The organism is Flavobacterium lipolyticum (genome assembly GCF_020905335.1).
GTDB classification, from domain to species: Bacteria; Bacteroidota; Bacteroidia; order Flavobacteriales; family Flavobacteriaceae; genus Flavobacterium; species Flavobacterium lipolyticum.
Genome location: NZ_JAJJMN010000002.1, coordinates 897,212 through 917,917, shown reverse-complemented (window position 1 = coordinate 917,917; position 20,706 = coordinate 897,212). Strand labels below are relative to the sequence as shown.

Sequence of the window (20,706 nt, the reverse complement as noted above, 5' to 3'; positions counted from 1 at the left end):
ATAAATGAAAAAATTAGTTTTAGTTTTATTGTTTTGTTCTACTGCAGGTTTTGCCCAGCAAGATGCGCAGTTTACACAATACATGTATAATACCATCAATATAAATCCTGCTTATGCCGGTTCTCGCGGAGCTATGAGCATTTTCGGATTGTATCGCACCCAGTGGGTCGGATTGGATGGAGCACCCGAAACCAGTAGTTTTTCGTTAAATACCCCCATAAACAATAATGTAGGTTTAGGAGTATCGTTAGTCAATGATAAAATAGGCCCTACAAATGAAAACAATCTGTCAGCTGATTTCTCTTACTCCATACAAACATCAGCAACCGCGAAACTTTCTTTTGGTATTAAAGGTTCTGCCAATATATTTAAGCTGGATCCTACAAAGTTAAATCCCGAACATCAGGGAGATCCTCAGTTTCAGGATTTTCAGAATAAGTTCGCTCCCAATATCGGAGCCGGAGTTTACTGGCATACGGATAAAGCTTATGTGGGATTATCCGTTCCTAATTTTATTCAAACTACCCGCTTTGACGATAACGATTATTCAATCTATAAAGACCGTATTAACTATTATTTCATAGCGGGTTATGTATTTAATCTAAATCGTTATGAAACGATAAAATTCAAGCCGGCTTTAATGACTAAAATGGTAGAAGGTTCACCATTACAAGTAGATGCATCGGCAAATTTTATGTTCAACGATAAATTTGTGATCGGACTAGCTTACAGATGGAGCGCCTCTTTTAGTGCTTTGGCAGGATTTCAGATAACCGATAGTATGTATGTAGGGTATTCCTACGATCGCGAAACCACTCGATTGGTAAACTACAACTCAGGGTCGCATGAGATATTTCTGCGTTTTGAATTCTTAAAAAATTACAGCCGAATAACTTCACCTAGATTCTTCTAATTATGAAAATAAAAAAAATAGCATATACGGTCTTTCTGTCTTCCGTTTTTTTTAGTGGAATGGCACAAAAGTCAGGTTTAGACAAAGCTGATAAAAATTACAATCAGTATGCTTACATAGATGCAATTGCTACTTACGAAAAGGTAGCAGAAAAAGGATATAAAGAGGAAAAAATGCTCCAACGATTGGGTAACGCCTATTATTTTAATGGCGAGTTGGTGAGAGCATTAAAATGGTATAAAGCTCTTTTCGGAATGAATGATCAACAGGAATTTGAGTATTATTACCGATATGCTCAAACCTTAAAAGCAACAGGAAATTATACTAAAGCCGATAAAATATTAGAGCTTTTCAACCAAAAAGCAAGTACTGATAAAAGAGGATTGTTATTTGAAAAGAATAAAAATTATTTAGAGCAGATAAAAAACAATTCAGGGAGATTTGAAATAGCCGATGCCGGAATTAATTCAAGATACTCAGATTATGGAAGTTCTTTTTTAGATAATAAATTGGTATTTGCGTCTGCCAGAGACACGGGCGGAGTTGCCAAAGTAAAATTTAAATGGACCAATAAATCGTTTACAAATCTTTATTCGGCAGAATTAAACGCCGATGGTAGTATTGGAATTCCGAAGCGATTTGAAAATAAGATCAATTCAAAATTTAATGAATCGACTCCTGTTTTTACAAAAGACGGATTAACGATGTACTTTACCAGAAACAATTTTCTAAACGGTACAAGAGGGGCAGACGACAAGAAAGTCACTTTATTGAAATTGTATAAGGCAAGTTATATAGAAGGTAAATGGACGAATATCGTTGAATTGCCTTTTAACAGTGATCAATACAGTGTGGCACACCCGACATTAAGTGTAGATGAAAAAAAGTTATACTTTGCTTCAGACATGCCGGGTACTTTTGGACAATCAGATTTGTATAGTGTTACTATTAATAATGATGGCAGTTTTGGTAAACCTGAAAACCTGGGAGCCGCAATTAATACTGAAGGAAGAGAAACTTTTCCTTTTATATCAGGAGATAACGAATTGTATTTTGCCAGCGACGGACGCCCGGGATTAGGAGGGCTTGATGTGTATGTTTCGACTATTAAAAGAGATTTGACGTTTAGCGAAGTTCAGAATGTTGGAGCTCCTATAAATACAAAAGTGGATGATTTTGGTTTTATAATAGACAGTAAAAACAGAACTGGTTTTTTCTCCTCCAATAGAGATGGAGGGCATGGTTACGATGACGTCTACCGTTTTTCGGAAACCAGAAAATTGCCTTGTGAGGAGATTTTATCAGGGATTGTTATAGATGCCGAAACAAATTTGGTACTGGAAAACGCTAAAGTAAATTTACTTGACAATCAGCTTCAGATAATAGGTGAGGTAATAACCAGAGCCGATGGGAAATATAGTTTTAAAGTTAATTGTAATAAGGAATACTTTGTTCGCGCGGCAAGACAAGATTATGATACTAATGAATTACCTAAAGCGATCGATAAAACAAGTTTGACATTGCCTTTGAAAAGAACACCTCAAAAAGTGGTCGAAAAAACGATTGAAAAATTGATTGTTGGTGATGATTTGGCGAAAATTTTACACATAAAAATGATTTACTTCGATTTGGGTAAATCTATTGTTCGAAAAGAGGCGGCCATTGAGTTAGAAAAAATCCGTCAGGTGATGATTCAAAATCCAAGCATGAAAATTGATGTTCGCTCGCACACAGATAGCAGACAAACACATGCGTACAATGAAAAACTATCCGACAGAAGGGCTAAAGCAACAGTGGCATGGCTTGTTAAAAAAGGAATTGCTGCTGATCGTATAACCGGAAAAGGATACGGAGAAACACAATTGCTGAATAAATGTGCTGATGGTGTAAAATGTACTACAGAAGAACATCAGGCGAATCGAAGAAGTGAGTTCATTATTGTTTCGATGTAATAAAGAGTTAGCTTTTTTAATAAAGTTGAGTTAATTAAATTGTTATGAAAAGCTGCAGGGTAATCTTGCAGCTTTTTTTTGTGCCGTACAAAAAGATTTGTTTTTTAAGGATAGAGATAAAAAATGATTGTATTTAATTTCTTAAATTTATTCTATTAAATGATCTGGAGAAAAGATTAAACAGAAAAAAATCTGCAGACCCGAGCAATAGCGAACAGGCGAAGCAATCTGCCTGAAAACATAAACCCAACGGTATCTAATATAAAAAACAATAACTTTGAGTACAACAGAATTCCTAACCCGACTTATAATCTCACTCTTCGCCGGACTAATTATTGGTTTCGAAAGACAGTGGCACCACAAAGAAACCGGTTTAAAAACCAATATGCTGGTAGCAACAGGAGCAGCAGCATTTGTTTTATTGTCGATTAAAGTAGCTGCAACAGCACCCAATATTGATGTAACCCGAATTACAGCTCAGGTTGTTATGGGAGTTGGCTTTTTAGGTGCCGGAGTTATATTTAGAGAAGGACCCAATGTACACGGTTTGAATTCAGCTGCTACTATATGGTGTAGCGCCGCTATTGGCTGTATTGCCGCATCAGGTTATTTCATAGAAGCTCTAATTTGCACATTTCTAGTTACAATCGTCAACACAGTTCTTGAACCAATCGAAAGATGGCTTCGAAATCGAAAATAAAGACCAATCTTAACTGTTTGTTAGATGTAAACACTGTTTGCAGTTTACAGTTTACAGTTTACAGTTTACAGTCACAGTTTACAGTCACAGTTTATAGTTTATAGTTTATAGTTTATAGTTTACAGCTTATAGTTTATAGTTTATAGTTTATAGTTTATAGTTTTCAGTTTACAGTTTACAGTTTATAGTTTACAGTTTATAGTTTACAGTTACAGTTACAGTTACAGTTACAGTTACAACTCATAACTCATAACTCATAACTCATAATCCATAACTCATAACTCATAACTCACATCTCCCTCTCCTCACCACTTATTTCAAATAAAGTACTATTTATTGCATCATTACTGCTGCTTGTTGATTATGAGTAATTAGCAGTAAATGAGTGTGTTAAATTTGCATCTGAATTTAAAGATGGAGTAAATATGAGAATGATAATTTTGAGTATTATTTGGTTAGTTCCAGCAGTAGTAATGTGCCAGACTGGTACCCCAAAACACCAGATAGATACGCATAAAGAAATGTCTATTATAGCATCACGTTTAGATCTAATTTGTAAAAGTAAAGAAATAATGATACCACGAACAACATTAAAAAGCAGATTTGACAAGTCTACAGTTGTAGACGGAGACACCAAATTTATTTTGGTTTTTAATACCGCAAAAAACACACAAATTTTGCCAGGTTATTATTATTGGTACGAAAACAAATGGAACAATCTAAAAAATCTGATTGAAGAAGATGGTTTACCTGAGGATAATGGAAAAGCAGGGGATCTCTTTTTTGACTATTCTACAAAAGATGTGTATTTTTTTAATGGATCGATGTGGCTTTCAATGACAACAAGTGATTACACTTTTTACGAGGCAGTATTTGAAAACAAAAGTGGTATTTTAAAATATAAAAATAGCTTAGGGGAAAAGGTTGTAATTGATCTTCCTCAGTTAGTACCTAACTTTAATTACCCAAAAACAATTTCACTGAATGCGGGAAAAGAAACCCTCAATTTTATTGACAATACCGGAAGGCTTACCGTTGTAAAACTTGATATTTTACTGGAGAAAAGCCGAAATACAAATGTAACCTCAATATTTTGAGTAAAGCCAATTCATAAGAATCTAATTAATTATAGCAATACCCGACAGGTTTTAAAAACCAGTCGGGTATATTTTTTTATAAGTGATTTGTATATCTGTGAAGCGTTAGATGTGAAATGCAAACTGAAAGACAGGACCATTATCAATTAACAATTAACAATTAACAATTAACAATTATCAATTAACCATTATCAATTAACCATTATCAATTAACAATTATCAATTAACAATTATCAATTAACAATTATCAATTAACAATTAACAATTAACAATTAACAATTAACAATTAACCATTATCAATTAACAATTAACCATTAACCATTAACCATTAACCATTAACCATTATCAATTAACCATTAACATCTAACACACTTTTGTTTTGCTATTAAAAATAAATGTATTAATTTTGCAGTCCTTTTGGCAAAGAAGAGTTTCCTTTAGGTATCAACTATTTATGTAAAACAACTTCTGTATTTTCTACTGCTTTATGAAACTCGAGAGAAACAGAATACAAATTTTTTATCAGCATGTCTGAACAATTAAAATCACAAGAAGAGTTTTTAGCAAATTTTAACTGGCATAACTTCCAAGAAGGAATTGATGCAGTTGATGAGAAAAACTTATTAGAATTCGAAGAACTAGTTTCAAAAACTTTCATCGCTACAGATCAGGAAGAAGTAGTAGAAGGTGTAGTTGTTAGAATTACAGATAGAGACGTTATCGTTGATATCAACGCAAAATCGGAAGGTGTTATTTCTTTAAACGAATTCCGTTACAACCCAAACTTAAAAGTAGGTGACAAAGTAGAAGTATTAATCGACATCCGTGAGGACAAAACTGGTCAATTAGTATTATCTCACAGAAAAGCTCGTACTATTAAATCATGGGATAGAGTTATTGCTGCAAACGAAACAGGTGAAATCGTTAATGGTTTTGTAAAATGCAGAACTAAAGGTGGTATGATCGTTGACGTTTTTGGTATTGAAGCTTTCTTACCTGGATCTCAAATTGACGTTAAGCCAATTAGAGACTACGATGTATATGTAAACAAAATGATGGAATTCAAAGTGGTAAAAATTAACCACGAATTCAAAAACGTTGTTGTATCTCATAAAGCACTTATCGAGGCTGATATCGAAGTACAGAAAAAAGAAATCATCGGTCAATTACAAAAAGGACAAGTATTAGAAGGTGTTGTTAAAAACATTACTTCTTATGGTGTGTTCATTGACTTAGGTGGTGTTGACGGATTAATTCACATTACTGACCTTTCTTGGAGCAGAATCAACCACCCAAGTGAAGTTCTTGAATTAGACCAAAAATTAAACGTTGTAATCCTTGATTTCGATGATGAGAAAACAAGAATTCAATTAGGATTGAAACAATTAAACGCTCACCCATGGGATGCTTTAGATGCTAATTTAACAATTGGTGATAAAGTAAAAGGTAAAGTAGTTGTAATCGCTGATTACGGTGCTTTCATCGAAGTTGCTGAAGGTGTTGAAGGTTTAATCCACGTTTCTGAAATGTCATGGTCTACTCACTTACGTTCTGCTCAGGACTTCGTGAAAGTTGGAGATGTTGTTGAAGCAGTTATCTTAACTTTAGACAGAGACGATCGTAAGATGTCATTAGGTATCAAACAATTGACTCAAGATCCATGGACTGACATTACTTCTAAATACCCAGTAGGTTCTAAACATACAGGTATCGTTAGAAACTTTACAAACTTTGGTATTTTCGTAGAATTAGAAGAAGGAATTGATGGATTAATCTACATTTCTGACCTTTCTTGGACTAAGAAAATCAAACACCCATCTGAATTTGTAAATGTTGGTGAGAAACTTGATGTTGTAGTATTAGAATTAGATGTTGAAGGACGTAAATTATCTTTAGGTCACAAACAAACTACTGCTAATCCTTGGGATCAATACGAAGATTCTTTCGCTGTAGGAACTATCCACAATGGTGAGATTTCTGAAATCGTTGACAAAGGAGCTACTGTAGAATTCGGAGATGATATCGTTGCTTTCATTCCAACTCGTCACCTTGAAAAAGAAGACGGAAAGAAATTGAAAAAAGGTGATACTGCTGATTTCAAAGTAATCGAATTCAACAAAGAATTCAAAAGAGTAGTAGCTTCTCACACTGCTATCTTCCGTGAAGAAGAAGAGAAAAACGTGAAAGCTGCAACTGAAAATACTTCATCTACATCTACTACTAATGCACCAGCTGCAACTTTAGGAGATAACAATGATGTATTAGCTGCATTAAAAGCTAAAATGGAAAAAACGGAGAAAAAATAATTCTTAGTTTCCTCTAAATAGAAAGTCCCATAGCAATGTGGGACTTTTTTTTTACTTCAATATTTTTTTATTTAAAATTTAACAGAAAAAGTTGTGTTATTGTGTTAAAGATTTATTTTTGTGTAAAAATACCACTTATGAAGAAACTCTACTTTGTAGTTCTGGCTCTATGCCTTTTTAATACTTTGAATGCACAAATAATAAGTATTCCAGACACTAATTTTAAAGATAAATTATTAGCATCAGCCGCATATTTAGATACTGCAAAAGATCTGAATGGTAATAAGATAAAAATAGATTCAAATAGTAATGGAGAAATTGAAATTAGTGAAGCTGAAAAGGTAAGTGAACTTTATTTAAACGAAAATGTTGTCATCAGAAGAATAGCTTCATTAACGGGTATTTTATATTTTAAAAACTTAAAAAAAATAACACTAGAATTTGGTAATCTCTCTACACTTGATTTAGCAGGATTAGATAAGTTGGAAACTTTATCACTTAAAGGAAACCAACAATTAAAATCTATTAACTTAAGTGGTTTAAATAATCTTAAAATATTAGATCTATACAGCTGCAAGCTTACGACTTTAGATTTAAGTACTTTATCCAATCTTGAAAGTCTTGATTGTACTGCTTGTAGATTAACCAGTATAGACGTAAGTGATTCATTTAATTTGAAAACACTAAATTGCAGTTACAATTTACTTACATCATTAAGTATTGTTGGTTTAAGCAAACTCAATAATCTTGTTTGCAGTAATAATCCTATCACTGATTTGAATTTGCAAGGATTAGATAATCTACAATTTCTAGAGTGTGATTATACTAAAATAACAACATTAAATTTGAATAATTTTCCAAAACTTGAGGATGTTTTAAGTAGGTGGGGAACATTGAAATCAATAAAAATATCAAGTTTACCAAATTTGAAAAAATTGGAATGTTATTATAATAACATTACTGATTTTGATGTTGCCAATACAAGTAAACTTGAATGGTTGGGTTGTGGTAATAATAATATCAGTAATTTAGAGATTAGTGCTTTTAAAGAGTTAAAATTTCTTAATTGTGATACTAATAAAATTAGTTCATTACAAACTAGTAATTTATCAAAATTAGAAACGTTATATTGTGGTATGAATCAATTTACTAGCTTGGATGTTCAATCTTCTCCTAATCTTCAAGTATTATCTTGCTATAATAATCAGATTAAAGTATTAAATTTAGAAAACTTGTCAAAGCTTCTGGAGGTAAATTGCAGTAACAATCAAATTGAGGCCTTAGATTTTAATAATGCTAAAAAGATTTCACAAATTGTATGTTATAATAATAATCTGATCTATCTATTTGTGAAAAATGGCAAACAGGAAGGATTGGGTATACATGATCGTTTTAGTTATTATAACAATCCAAATTTAAAATACATTTGTGCAGATGATACTGATATAGAACAAATAGAATATTATTTAGTAAATAATAGTATGCCTAAAGTTAATTTAAATACTTACTGTTCTTTTACACCTGGAGGCGATTTTTACACTATTGAGGCATTAAATAAATTCGATCAAGATAAAAATGGGTGTGATTTAAATGATGTACTTATTTATGATATAAAATATAATGTAACTAGTAATTCAAAAAAAGGAGTCTTAGTTTCTAATAACTCAAAAGTTCCTTCAATTCAACTTCAGGAAGGAAATTATAAAATAACACCAGTTTTGGAGTACCCGGAGTATTTTGACATAGCACCAAAAGAGGCAATCGTTTCTTTTCCAAACGATGCAAGTCCGCGTTTAGAAAATTTTTGTATTACTGCTGTTGGCAGCCGAAACGATTTAGAAATAGTTTTAGTTCCAATGATATCAGCTGAACCTGGCTTTGAAAGCACCTACGACATTGTTTATAAAAACAATGGAAATACAACTCAGTCCGGTGTTATAACAATTAAGTACGACAATACTGTTTTACACTATGTTTCTTCAAATAAAAATTTAACCTCTAAATCTGGTAATGAATTAAAATGGGATTTCAATAATTTAAAACCTTTTGAAAGTGGTAGTATATCTTTGACTTTGTATTTAAATAGACCAACAGATAAACCTGCGGCCAACATAGGCGATATTCTAGAGTTTAGTGCAAATATTTCTTCTCAAAATTTAGATGAGACTCCATTAAATAATGTATTTGGGTTAAAACAAACAGTGGTAGGTTCTTATGATCCAAATGATAAAACTTGTCTGGAAGGTGCAATTATAACACCAAATCTAATAGGGGAGTACGTTCATTATCGCATCCGCTTTGAAAATACAGGAACGTCTCCTGCAAGAAATATTGTTGTAACCGACATGATTGATTTGTCTAAATTTGATCTCGCAACTTTAATTCCAACAAGTTCAAGCCATCCTTTTGTAACTAAAATTTCGGAAGGAAATAAAGTGGAATTCATTTTCGAAAAAATTAATCTCCCTTTTGATGATGCCAGTAATGATGGTTATGTAGCGTTTAAGATTAAGACAAAACCAACCTTAAAAGTAGGGGACACATTTGAAAACGAAGCTAATATTTATTTTGATTATAATTTTCCAATTTTAACCAATAAAGCAACTTCTACCTTTAAAAACATAACATTAGGAAAAGAAGATTTTGATTTTTCGACTTATTTTACGGTGTCTCCAAATCCTGCGACTGATGTTTTAAACATTAACGCTAAACAGGATATAGAAATACAGGCAGTATGGGTTTACGATATTTTAGGACAGTTGGTAATAGCAGTTCCAAATGCAAAAGCGGTTTCTAGCGTTGATGTTTCAAGGCTTACAACAGGGAGTTATTTTATAAAAGTGAAATCAAACAAAGGCAGTTCCGGAGTGAAATTTATTAAGAAATAAGAGTTCAATTTAAAGTAAAAATAGCCGTCTCAAAATAATTTTGAGACGGCTGTTTTTCTTATTAAGTATCGTTAGATTTAATGCAGAAAAACTTCAAAGTAAATTTTAAAGGAATTACTTTGAAGCTAATAATTTTTCTTCTTCTGGAGTATAATAATCAACAATAGAATAGGAAGTTATACCAATAATTTTCATTTCGTCTATTATATCAACCAAATTGCCATAACTGGATTTTTTGCTTGGTTTTATTATAACGGTAAGTCCACGTCCGGGTTTACCTAAAGCAGCTGAGTATTCCAGAACTGTTTTATTTCTGTCAAACAATTCCTTTCTGATTCCATTTTTACCATATTGCATCCCTTTTGGAGTAGCAATGGGAGCATATATTAATCCGGAGTAGACAATAATTTTGTTATTTTTATCTAAAAGCACTGTGGTTGAACGATTTTCATCTGGTCTATAACAACCTCCTAAAAAACACTCATCACCACAATCTGGAGTATAATATTCCATCGCTTTAGGTTTAGACAATTCACCAACAACCATAAAAAATATAATCAGCAAAAATGAAACACTCACCATTGCGGTTAAATCAACTCTTGCATTTAACTTTTTACTTCTTACTTTTTTTGGCAGGTTTTGCATAGCTATAGTTTTAGTGATTGAGAATGTTTTTAATTTAAGGCTAGTAGTTTAACTTCTTCGGGGGTATATTCATTTACAATCGAATAGGTTTCAATTTTGGCAATTGCCATTTCGTCTAGAATATCAACAAGATTTTTAAAATTGCTTTTTTTGCTGGGTTTTATAATTACAATTGTACCGTTTTTAGGTTTTCCAAGCGCGGTCGAATATTCTGTAATTTTCTTATTTCTTTCAAATAGTTGTTTTCTAATTCCACTTTCTCCATAAACGCTACTTTTTGGGTTTTCAAGAGGAGAAAGTAATAATCCTGAATAGGTAACAATTTTGTCATCATCATCTAATAAGATTGTATAAATACGATTGGAATCAATACAACCAATTGGTCCGCAGGAGATATCCCCATTATCAGGTAAAGCTAAATCAATACCTTTTGGTTTAGACAATTCACCAACAACCATAAAAAATATAATCAGCAAAAATGAAACACTCACCATTGCGGTTAAATCAACTCTTGCATTTAACTTTTTACTTCTTACTTTTTTTGGAAGATTTTGCATAATAAATTGGTTTTGATTCTAAAGTTATAAAAATATATTGAATGAAAAACAGTTGCTTAAAATTGATTTTGAATAATAAGAATGATAGGTTATAAACAGGTAATTCCACCTGCTCTGTACATAATTTTTTGATGTAATTTAGTACAGTTTTAAAGTACTGAAAATTCCAGTATCTTACAGAGAATCAATTGACTAATCGATTGATTTTTCTGCTGGTTTAGTTTCTAGCTAGTTTATTAATCATTAAACCTCATTTATTATGGATATAGTAACCGATCTAACCGCCGAAGCAATATCCTATCTGACTCTTTTTCAGGATATTTTGAAAAAGAATTCTAATAATTCATTCCCACGAGAGTTTTTGGGAAGAAATTCCTGGAGTAATTTGGGCAAAAACAGTGATCGGGATTATGGGATAATAGAAGAGTTGACTCCGAGCCAGATAGACGAGATTTCGGACTTAGTCTGGCATAGCCCGGATAATCGTAATGATGAAATTCTCATAAGAATATATTTAGATACTGTTTATGATCTTTTAGAATGGCTTGCTTCTAATATTGCTATAAAGTACAAAGATAAAAGTGCATCATCTGAACTTTTATTGTTCAGGGTACCTTTTTTTTGGAGGCAGCAAATAAGGGCAATGCTTTATGGAGAAGGGTTTGAGGAACGCAAAAAATTGGCAGCAGTGCTTCGATACATGCCTGTACAAGTAGTTCAGGTTATTTGCCGTCAGAGCAATTCAGCCTATGAGATACGTCTTTATCAATTTTACACAGCGATAGACAAAGAATATGATTACTCTAGTATCTTAAACAAGGCTGATTTTAGTAATCATAAAGCGTGGTGGGAAAAAAACAGAGAGGATGCTTTACAGTATCTTACTGATGACAAATTACTTCTTAGAAAATTATTAGATAAAGATTCAGACAGTAGAAGCAGAATCGAATTTCCTCTGCCATTTGAAACATTTTTTAATGATGAGCTTCACGAGATTAGCAAAGCCCGTAAAAAAAAGAGTGAGGAATGGCAGGCATCAAAAACAACGGATGAAAATTTTGATATAGAATTGCCGAAGAAATCTGTTGAAGAGAAAAATATACACGATCCAATGTTGAAAGCGGTAGATATGAAGCTTGTAGGACTTGCATTTTCAGGCGGAGGAATCCGTTCGGCTACCTTTAATCTTGGGATACTCCAGAAATTAGCAAGTTTGGGTGTTTTAGATAAGATAGATTATATCTCGACAGTATCAGGCGGAGGTTACATAGGAACATGGTACACCTCCTGGATCAAACGCTCCGGATCTTTTAGTAAAGTGACAGATCAGTTATGTCCGGATAAATCATCTGATCCGTTTGCCGATGAAGTGCGTCCGATACGCTGGCTCAGAATGTTTAGCAATTATCTTTCTCCAAACGTTGGTACAATGTCTCCGGATGCCTGGACATCAGGATTAACGTGGTTAAGAAATACTCTTGTTAATCAGGCAGTGTTGTTATTGGTTTTACTCACCGTTCTTTCGTTTATTTTAGATCTTTATAAAGGATGGGAGTATCTCGGAGAAATTTTACGAAAAGTAAATACAAACAATACCAGACTATTTTTCTTGTGGAATTTAGGGATGCTGTCCGTTGTAGCATTTATAGCAGCAAGCGCTATGAGCTCTAATTATAAAATAAGTGAAAAAAGAAAAGTAGCGCGTTTTTCAAAAAAATGGAATGGATTTATTTTGACAGGGATAAAAGATGCACTGCCACACCTGCTGATCAGTTGGAGTGTAATTTGTGCTTTGCTGATGAGTGCATTTTTAATTAATACCGATCTGTATGATGTTTGCCCTGAAGGGAATCCTATTAAGTGGTTATTATTAGTGATATCTCTTCCGTCATTTATAGCATTAATTTTAGTGGCGTTAAAGGGGAATTATGGTAAAAGATACGATTTAATAGAATTAGGTAAGGCAAATGTAGTGGCAAAAGAATCCTCTGAAGTAGAAAGAAGGAGATTGGAAAGTGAGAAGTGGGAGACCGGACTCAAAAATTGGACTGTGATAGTGATATCTTCAGCAGTGGCTTCTGTCGTTGTTGGTCTATTGTTTTATTTATTTTGGAAGAATATTAATTTTATTGCATTAGAATTTCGCACTGGCTTAGAAAGCATATTTGGTATAGAATTAAAGTTATGGGACAACGCAGTTTTTGAATCTAAAGTAAAATTATTAGTTAGTATTCCTATTGTTCTCGAAATTTTTACTCTTTCTATAATCACAAGAATGGCTATAATGGGAAAGGTATTTCCCGATTATCGAAGGGAGTGGTGGGGAAGAACGGGAGCTTATTTACATCGATTTATGTTTTTTTGGATTCTTATTTGTTTTACAGCATTAATTATGCCCGATTTATGGGAAAATTTTAATGTTGAGGACGCTTTGATTGGGATACCTATTACCGGAGGCTGGGCAGCAATAGTTGCCTGGGGTGTAAAAATAGCATTTACGTCTAAAGGTGATGAAGATCCAAAGAAGTTTATGGGCATTATGAATAAGGTTGCTAAGATTGTACCATTTATTTTTATGATTGGGGTGCTTCTTATTGGGTCGGCTATTATAGAGCTGATCAGGAAAACGGATGAAAATATTTTAGGTAATTTGGGAATATCGATAGGATTGTTAATTATCACATTTTTACTGAGCTGGCGTGTTGGAGTCAATGAGTTTTCCCTTCACCATTTTTATCGCAACCGACTTATAAGAGCTTTTATGGGGGCCACCCGTAGCAGGGAAGATCGTATTAAAACTGCAAATGTATTTACTGGTTTTGATACAGACGATGATGTATTGCTGTCATCAATGAAGGTCGAAGACGGTTATTTTGGTCCATATCCTATTTTGAATACAGCACTCAATGCTACTGTTGTTTCGGCATTAGACCGTCAGGATCGTAAAGCGGAATCTTTTGTATTTACACCTCTGTATTGTGGATATGATTTTAGTCCAACACGCCCGTCTACTTATTACGTGGATCACGTATACGAATACGGTTATCGTCCTACGAATAGATTTTCAAATGTAAATGGAGGACCAACTATTGGTACCGCTATGGCTATTTCAGGAGCAGCAGTAAATCCGAATTGGGGATATCATTCTTCAGCACCTATGGCGTTTTTGTTAACCATGTTTAATGTTCGTTTGGGACGATGGATTGGTAATACAAGACTTAAACGTTGGAAGGATTCTAATCCGAGATTTGGTTTATTGTACATTATTTACGATTTGATTGGTAAATCTGATATCAACATGGAGTATGTAAGTCTTTCAGATGGAGGGCATTTTGACAATATGGGATTGTATGAACTCATTAGAAGACGTTGTCATCATATCATATTGGGAGATGGTGAACAAGATCAGGACATAGCCTGTGAAGGTCTGGCCAATGCGATTAGAAGATGCCGTATTGATTTTGGTGTAGAGATTATTTTTGAAGACTTTAAAGATATTACGAAGCGAGATGGGAAGTCAAAGGAGCACATTATTAAAGGAGAAATTACTTATCCGGGCATAAAAAGAAAAGGAACGTTAATCTATATAAAAGCTGCATTAACGGGGGATGAGCCTATTGATATACGAGAATATGCTTTGGCTAATCCCGATTTTCCACAACAATCTACAGCAGATCAGTTTTTTGATGAAGCACAGTTTGAGAGCTATCGAAAATTGGGTTATCATTCAATCAGTCGTAAAACAGAATTGGGCTTTACATGAATCAAACGATTCTTAGAAAAAAATAATGATTTAAGGTTAATGTTTTTAAGTTAAAAGGGAAGGAAGTTCGATTTTTAAAAAAAAAAAAATTTCTTTTCTAAAGCCTTGTTATTTAGCGGATTTTGAAAAATATTCAGTATAATATTAGTTTTTTTGAAGATGTATTAAAACCAAAACTAATATTACCGCGTAAATGAGCTTATAACCTAAAATATTAATTATGAAAACTAGAAATTTTTTAGCCGTAGCAATCCTGGTATTAGGATTTGGATTTACATCATTTGCGCAAAAAACCGTAATGGTTGGAGGAGCCGCAATGTATCCTACTAAAAATATTATTGAAAATGCCGTTAATTCAAAAGACCACACGACATTAGTGGCAGCTGTAAAAGCAGCCGGATTAGTGGAAACCCTTGAAGGAAAGGGACCGTTTACTGTTTTTGCCCCAACAAATGCAGCATTTGATAAATTACCAAAAGGAACTGTTGAAACATTATTGAAACCAGAAAACAAAAAAATGCTTCAAAATATCCTGACTTACCATGTAGTAGCAGGAAAATGGAATGCTTCAGGTATTGCAAAAGCAATTAAAGAGGGTAAAGGGAAAGCAACTATTAAAGCGGTTAACGGTGGTACACTGACAGCCTGGATGAAAGGAAAAGATTTATACCTTACTGACGAAAGCGGAAACAGTGCTAAAGTTACTATTGCAGATGTAAATCAGTCAAATGGTGTAATTCACGTAATTGATACGGTATTATTGCCAAAAAGTTAATATAATTTTTAGACACTAAGTCTTAGACTTAATTCTTACATTCCAAATTCTAAATTCCGACTTTCAAATTGGGATTTGGGATTTGGAATTTGAATTTTTGCGATTTACCTCTTTGCAGTTAAAGTTGATCCTGCCGAAGCAATTACAACACATAGTACTGCTAAAATTTCATAAAAGTTTAGATGTTCCTGCAAGAAAATAAAAGCGCAGATAGCTGCCGCAGCGGGCTCTAAACTCATTAAAATACTAAAAGTACGAGGAGGGAGCTGGCCCAGAGCTTTCATTTCGAGTGTAAATGGAATGGCACTGGATAGAAGAGCCAGAGCAACACCCATCCCGAAGAGTTTAGGGGTAAGATTTATCAATCCGTTTTCATAGATACCAAACGGTAGAATTAAAATGGCTCCGAATAGCATTCCGGTGGCAACTGCTTCTCCGCCATGCATAATTTTAGAAACTTTTCCGCCCAGAACAATATAGGCAGCCCATAAAGCACCTGCAAAAAGAGCAAATAAAACACCTATAGGATCGATTTGGTCATTTGACCATGGAGCTATTAAAACTATTCCAATCGCTGCCAGTACTACCCAGCAATAATCAAGCAAACGCTTCGAGCCGACGATGGCAACCAGTAATGGACCTATAAATTCAAGTGTCACTGCCAGACCAATCGGGATTCTTTCTATTGCACTATAAAAAACTAAATTCATAGCGCCAAGTGTCAAACCATAAGGAAGAACAATTCTCCATTGTTTTGGAGTAATTGCTTTTAAATTGGGTCTGTATGCTAAAAGTAAAATGACAGCCGAAATCCCGATTCGCAAAGAAGCTGTTCCCGCAGCACCTATAGTTGGGAATAAACTTTTTGCAATGGCAGCCCCACACTGAACACTTATAATTGCAAGAAGTACAGCGTAAACAGGGGGGATATTGAATTCTTTATTTTTCATGGAAATGTAGTGGAGAGAAAAACGGCCAATATAGCCGATAACCGAAGACGGTTGGGTAGAGCTTTGAAGAGATTTTTTAGAATACTATCCTAAAGCTCTTTTGGTAACATAAGCCCGATAACCAATAACGGCCATCTGCCATTTTTTTGCTTTCGTAATGTCCAGACCTTGTTTTGTAAAACTCGGCAACAGTATTTTATTGATTCGGGCTAAAATTTTGTACATAAGTGCTTAATTTTTTGCAAAGATATAAAAAAAAGACTTTGCGGTCAGGCAAAGTCTTTGTTGTTGATTTTTAAGTTTTTATATTGTTTTGAAGTAAATCCTGAATTATGATCTTCTGCTTTCTAAATCTCTTCTTTGGTCTCTTTCTTTCTGTCTTGCATCTCTTTCTTTTTGTCTTGCGTCTCTTTCTTTTTGCCTTGCATCTCTTTCATGTTGTTTTGCATCTTTTTGGTACTGTTTCATGTCTTTTTTGACATGTTCCATATCTTGCTCGTACTGCTTTATATTGATGTCGTACTCTTTAGAATCTTTTCCATATTTAACTTCTATGTTCTCGGCAAATTTTTCCATTTCGGCACTGAATTTATCCATTGCAGCCTCATACTTTTGCATATCTTTCTCATAATTTGCATCTCTTTGCGATAAGAATTCATTCAATTGTTTTTCGTAGGCGGCAATACTTGGTTCGATAGATTTTACTTTCTTTTCATATTCGGCCATATCTTTCTTAAAATTAGCCATGTCAGCTTTACTGCCTGAACTTATTGGTGGCATTGGAGGCATTGGAACATTTAATGTAGGCATTTGTGGCATTGCTCCATTAGGAAATGACGGTGGAGTCGGAGGGGTTGGAGGTGTAAGAGGGGCGCCATCTGTATCATTAATTTCATCTCTCTCTGCAACCTGATTTCTAAAAATTCGGGGGTTACTTGGAGCATCATCCGTTATTAACGCTATATTCTTGGAACCGTTATCTTGGGTTGATACCACAATTCCACAGCCTTTAATCGCTTTATTGCTTTCAATGTGAATGGTTTGTGTTTTTCCATTTTGTCTTTTCACGTCTACTTTAATGGCGGTCAGCTCATTTTCACTGTTTCTTTTTACATCCGAAATAACAACATCAACATTGTGTTTTTGTTTTAAATCGGCTGTAATTTTTTTAAGTTCCTGATCTGTAGTGTTTTTTTGGATTTTAATAACCTCGGTTGAGTCATTTTTTTCGATGATCTCTTTCGATTCTCTACCTTCTTTAGCCTCTTTTTCTTGTGCGATGGTTTTAATTTGGAATAAAAAGATAAAAGCAGCTAGTGCCGGAATGATGGCATAATACTTCCAGTAATTCCATTTCTTTGATTGATTTTTGTTTAACATGACAATTCGTTTTTTGATTAATGATTGATAAAAATGATTGGTGATTGCAACACAGCTTTCGTGTGCTGTTATTTTTAAAAGCGTGTACTGATACGCTTTTTTGTCGGTTATTATTTTGGCAGCCTCACTGTCGGCAATAAATTCAAGGTTCTGAAGAATTGCTTTTTTGTACAGCCAGATAAAAGGATTGAACCAAAATAAGACGCAAAATACTCTAGAGATTAAAACATCCATCGTATGATTTTGGTCGCTATGTACCTTTTCGTGTTCGATAATACTCTCTAATTCTAATGCGGTATACATTGATGAGTTGTATACGATATAATCAAAATAAGAAAAAGGAGCAATGTTTTCGTTGATATCGACAAATTTAAAATCGGCCTGCTGTAGTACTTTTTTCCCTTTTAGAACAGAATTAAGACTATAAAAGTCAATCATGAATTTTATGACCAAAGCCAAAAATCCGATACCATACACAGCCAGTACAACATAATTCCAATTGATTTCAAAAGGATCTTCTGCTACAGCGGGCGAAAGATATGCTTTCGAATAATCCATTGCAGCGATTGTTGTTTTTGAGGCAGCCATTACAGGAGCCTGAACAATAGGAGTGGGTTCTATCCATACAATTTTGGTGTAAACTAAAAAAGGTAAAGCAACGGAGGTAATTAATCCTGCTAATAAGAACCATCGGCTGCTGTTAAAAAAGGTTTCTTTGCGCAATAAAAAATAATAAGCACAATAGAACAATATTACCAGTCCGCTTGATTTTGCGATAAAAATGAAAAAGGCTTCCATAACTAACTATTTTTTATTTTAGGGAGTTTCGATCATGACTAAGATTTCTCGTAATTCTGCTGCCGAGATTTTTTCTTCTTTGGCAAAAAATGAAACCATACTTTTATAAGAGCTGTTAAAATAATTATCGATAGCAGTATGCATAAACCCTTTTCGATATTCTTCAATACTCACCAGTGGATAGTATTGATGTGTATTTCCAAAAGCGCTATGACTTACATAGCCTTTTTCTTCCAGATTACGAACAATTGTAGATAAAGTGTTGTAATGTGGTTGATCTTCTGTGATCTCTGCCTGAATTTCTTTTACAAAAGCTTTTTGAAGCTTCCATAAAATGTGCATGATCTCCTCTTCTTTGTTGGTTAGCTTTTGCATTTTAAGCTTTCCTATTGATGTGTTTCGATTTCGATTACACCATTAGCCCCTTTTTCTCCATATTTAGCAGTGGCTTCACTTCCTTTATAGACACTCATTTTTTTAATATGTTTTGGTTTAAGGTCTTCAAGGCTATAATTGGCAGGCATTTCAACTCCGTCAACGATGGTAAGTTTAGGCCCTTTTGCGCTGCCTTTACCCGATGTCGAAACAATAATTTTACCATCACTATTTGAGGTAGATACGCTGGTTGTTCCGTTATCATCTGTAATTACAGTAGTAGTGCTAGTATTTGTACGAGTATTGCTAGCAATTTCTTTGTCAGTACCAGAATTAGTGTTAACATTTTTAGTTTGTTTAAGGATTACTTTTTTGTTTTTTACTTTTTTGGATTCTTTGTGGCTTTCAGAATTATTACTTTCATCAGCAGTCTGAATGCCAACATTTTTGCTGCCATTCGTATCCGTTGTAACAATTAATCCAAAATCTTTAATGGCTTCATTTCCTGAAGTCTGAACAGATTGTGCTTGCTGTTTGCCATTTTTAACATCAATTTTGATTGATATTAATTCATTGTCAGCATTTCTTTTTATCTCAGAAGCCTTAAATTCAATGTTATGAATTGCTTTTAATTTTTCTTTGATCTCCTTTAATTCAGCATCTGTCGTATTTTTTTTGATTTTGTAAACATCTACAGATTCTGTTTTTCCTGAAATTACCTTTGCCGTTTGTTGTTTTTCTTTGGCAATTACTTCGATTTGAAATACTAATACAAATGCAGCAAGTGCCGGAACTATTGCTCCAAACTTCCAGGAATTTCTTTTCTTTGATTGATTTTTGTTTAACATAATGATTCGTTTTTTGATTAATGATTGATAAAAATGATTGGTAATGGCAACACAATTTTCATGTGTTGTAATTTTTAAAAGTGTGTACTGATACGCTTTTTTGTCGGAGATTTTTCGTGCAGCTTCACTATCGGCGATGAATTCCAGATTTTGAAGAATTGCTTTTTTATACAGCCACATGATCGGGTTGAACCAAAAGAGAACGCAGAATATTCTTGACAGTAAAACATCGGCAGTATGATTTTGCTCACTATGCACCTTTTCATGCTCGATAATACTCTCTAATTCCGAAGGCGTGTACATTGATGAGTTGTACACGATATAATCAAAATAAGAGAAAGGAGCAATATTTTCGTTGGTATCGATGAATTTGAAATCGGCTTGCTGCGTGATTTTCTTTCCTTTCAGAACTGCATTTAGACTATAAAAGTCGTAGGCAAATTTTAAAAGTAATCCCAGAAGTACTATGATGTAGACTGAAAGCAGCACCAGATTCCAGTTGATTAAGGAAGCATTATTTTCGACAAGCGGCGGTTGGTAAACAGTAGTATAATGCAAATGGGTCTCGGGAGTAGGGTTTACCCAAACAGTTTTAGAGTATACCAAAAAAGGCAACACTACTGAGGTAATTAAACCAGCCAATAAAAACCATCTGTTGCTGTTAAAAAAAGTTTCTTTGCGCAGTAAAAAATAATAAGCACAATAAAACAATATTAATAAACCACCGGATTTTGCGATAAATAAGAAAAGTGCTTCCAT

Annotated in this window: 15 protein-coding genes; 8 read left to right on the top strand and 7 right to left on the bottom strand. The window is 33.8% G+C overall.

All coding sequences use genetic code 11. The features are described 5' to 3' along the window. The first annotated feature begins 4 nt into the window (after positions 1–4). From LNQ34_RS20485 to LNQ34_RS20460, 6 genes are all read left to right on the top strand, one after another. On the top strand, positions 5–913 hold the full coding sequence (locus LNQ34_RS20485) for a PorP/SprF family type IX secretion system membrane protein (RefSeq protein WP_230001051.1): 909 nt from the start codon (positions 5–7) through the stop codon (positions 911–913). Between the two features lie 2 nt (positions 914–915). Then, complete coding sequence (locus tag LNQ34_RS20480) at positions 916–2,865, top strand: OmpA family protein (protein WP_230001050.1); 1,950 nt, start codon at positions 916–918, stop codon at positions 2,863–2,865. A 277-nt stretch (positions 2,866–3,142) separates the two neighbouring features. Further along, a complete protein-coding gene (locus tag LNQ34_RS20475) occupies positions 3,143–3,565 on the top strand; it encodes an MgtC/SapB family protein (RefSeq protein ID WP_230001049.1) in 423 nt (140 codons plus the stop codon). A 425-nt stretch (positions 3,566–3,990) separates the two neighbouring features. Further along, on the top strand, positions 3,991–4,662 hold the full coding sequence (locus LNQ34_RS20470) for a hypothetical protein (RefSeq protein WP_230001048.1): 672 nt from the start codon (positions 3,991–3,993) through the stop codon (positions 4,660–4,662). Between the two features lie 527 nt (positions 4,663–5,189). Then, positions 5,190–6,968 (top strand): 30S ribosomal protein S1, encoded by a 1,779-nt coding sequence (gene rpsA / locus LNQ34_RS20465; protein ID WP_202704508.1) that lies wholly within the window; start codon positions 5,190–5,192, stop codon positions 6,966–6,968. Between the two features lie 137 nt (positions 6,969–7,105). Beyond that, on the top strand, positions 7,106–9,856 hold the full coding sequence (locus LNQ34_RS20460) for a DUF7619 domain-containing protein (RefSeq protein WP_230001047.1): 2,751 nt from the start codon (positions 7,106–7,108) through the stop codon (positions 9,854–9,856). Between the two features lie 114 nt (positions 9,857–9,970). On the opposite strand, the gene LNQ34_RS20455 is transcribed toward LNQ34_RS20460, so the two are convergent. Both LNQ34_RS20455 and LNQ34_RS20450 read right to left on the bottom strand, forming a co-directional pair. Beyond that, positions 9,971–10,501 (bottom strand): ExbD/TolR family protein, encoded by a 531-nt coding sequence (locus LNQ34_RS20455; RefSeq protein WP_230001046.1) that lies wholly within the window; start codon positions 10,499–10,501, stop codon positions 9,971–9,973. A 29-nt stretch (positions 10,502–10,530) separates the two neighbouring features. Beyond that, positions 10,531–11,058: an ExbD/TolR family protein gene (locus LNQ34_RS20450; RefSeq protein ID WP_202702852.1), complete on the bottom strand. Its 528-nt coding sequence runs from the start codon at positions 11,056–11,058 to the stop codon at positions 10,531–10,533. 259 nt (positions 11,059–11,317) lie between these two features. Here LNQ34_RS20450 and LNQ34_RS20445 point away from each other — a divergent pair, with 259 nt between their 5' ends. Next, positions 11,318–14,821, top strand: a complete 3,504-nt coding sequence (locus tag LNQ34_RS20445) for a patatin-like phospholipase family protein (RefSeq protein WP_230001045.1) — start codon at positions 11,318–11,320, stop codon at positions 14,819–14,821. A 220-nt stretch (positions 14,822–15,041) separates the two neighbouring features. Continuing rightward, a complete protein-coding gene (locus LNQ34_RS20440) occupies positions 15,042–15,596 on the top strand; it encodes a fasciclin domain-containing protein (protein WP_202702850.1) in 555 nt (184 codons plus the stop codon). Between the two features lie 104 nt (positions 15,597–15,700). Here LNQ34_RS20440 and LNQ34_RS20435 read toward each other — a convergent pair whose 3' ends face one another. The 5 genes from LNQ34_RS20435 to LNQ34_RS20415 form a co-directional block, all read right to left on the bottom strand. Continuing rightward, positions 15,701–16,546 (bottom strand): EamA family transporter, encoded by an 846-nt coding sequence (locus tag LNQ34_RS20435; protein WP_202702849.1) that lies wholly within the window; start codon positions 16,544–16,546, stop codon positions 15,701–15,703. Between the two features lie 84 nt (positions 16,547–16,630). Beyond that, positions 16,631–16,771, bottom strand: a complete 141-nt coding sequence (locus LNQ34_RS20430; RefSeq protein WP_070907978.1) for an SsrA-binding protein — start codon at positions 16,769–16,771, stop codon at positions 16,631–16,633. A gap of 105 nt (positions 16,772–16,876) precedes the next feature. Beyond that, positions 16,877–18,724: a M56 family metallopeptidase gene (locus tag LNQ34_RS20425; RefSeq protein WP_230001044.1), complete on the bottom strand. Its 1,848-nt coding sequence runs from the start codon at positions 18,722–18,724 to the stop codon at positions 16,877–16,879. A gap of 18 nt (positions 18,725–18,742) precedes the next feature. Further along, a complete protein-coding gene (locus LNQ34_RS20420) occupies positions 18,743–19,099 on the bottom strand; it encodes a BlaI/MecI/CopY family transcriptional regulator (RefSeq protein WP_017498599.1) in 357 nt (118 codons plus the stop codon). A gap of 11 nt (positions 19,100–19,110) precedes the next feature. Further along, positions 19,111–20,706 carry a M56 family metallopeptidase gene (locus tag LNQ34_RS20415; RefSeq protein ID WP_230001043.1) on the bottom strand — a complete coding sequence of 532 codons (1,596 nt, stop codon included), beginning with the start codon at positions 20,704–20,706 and terminating at the stop codon, positions 19,111–19,113.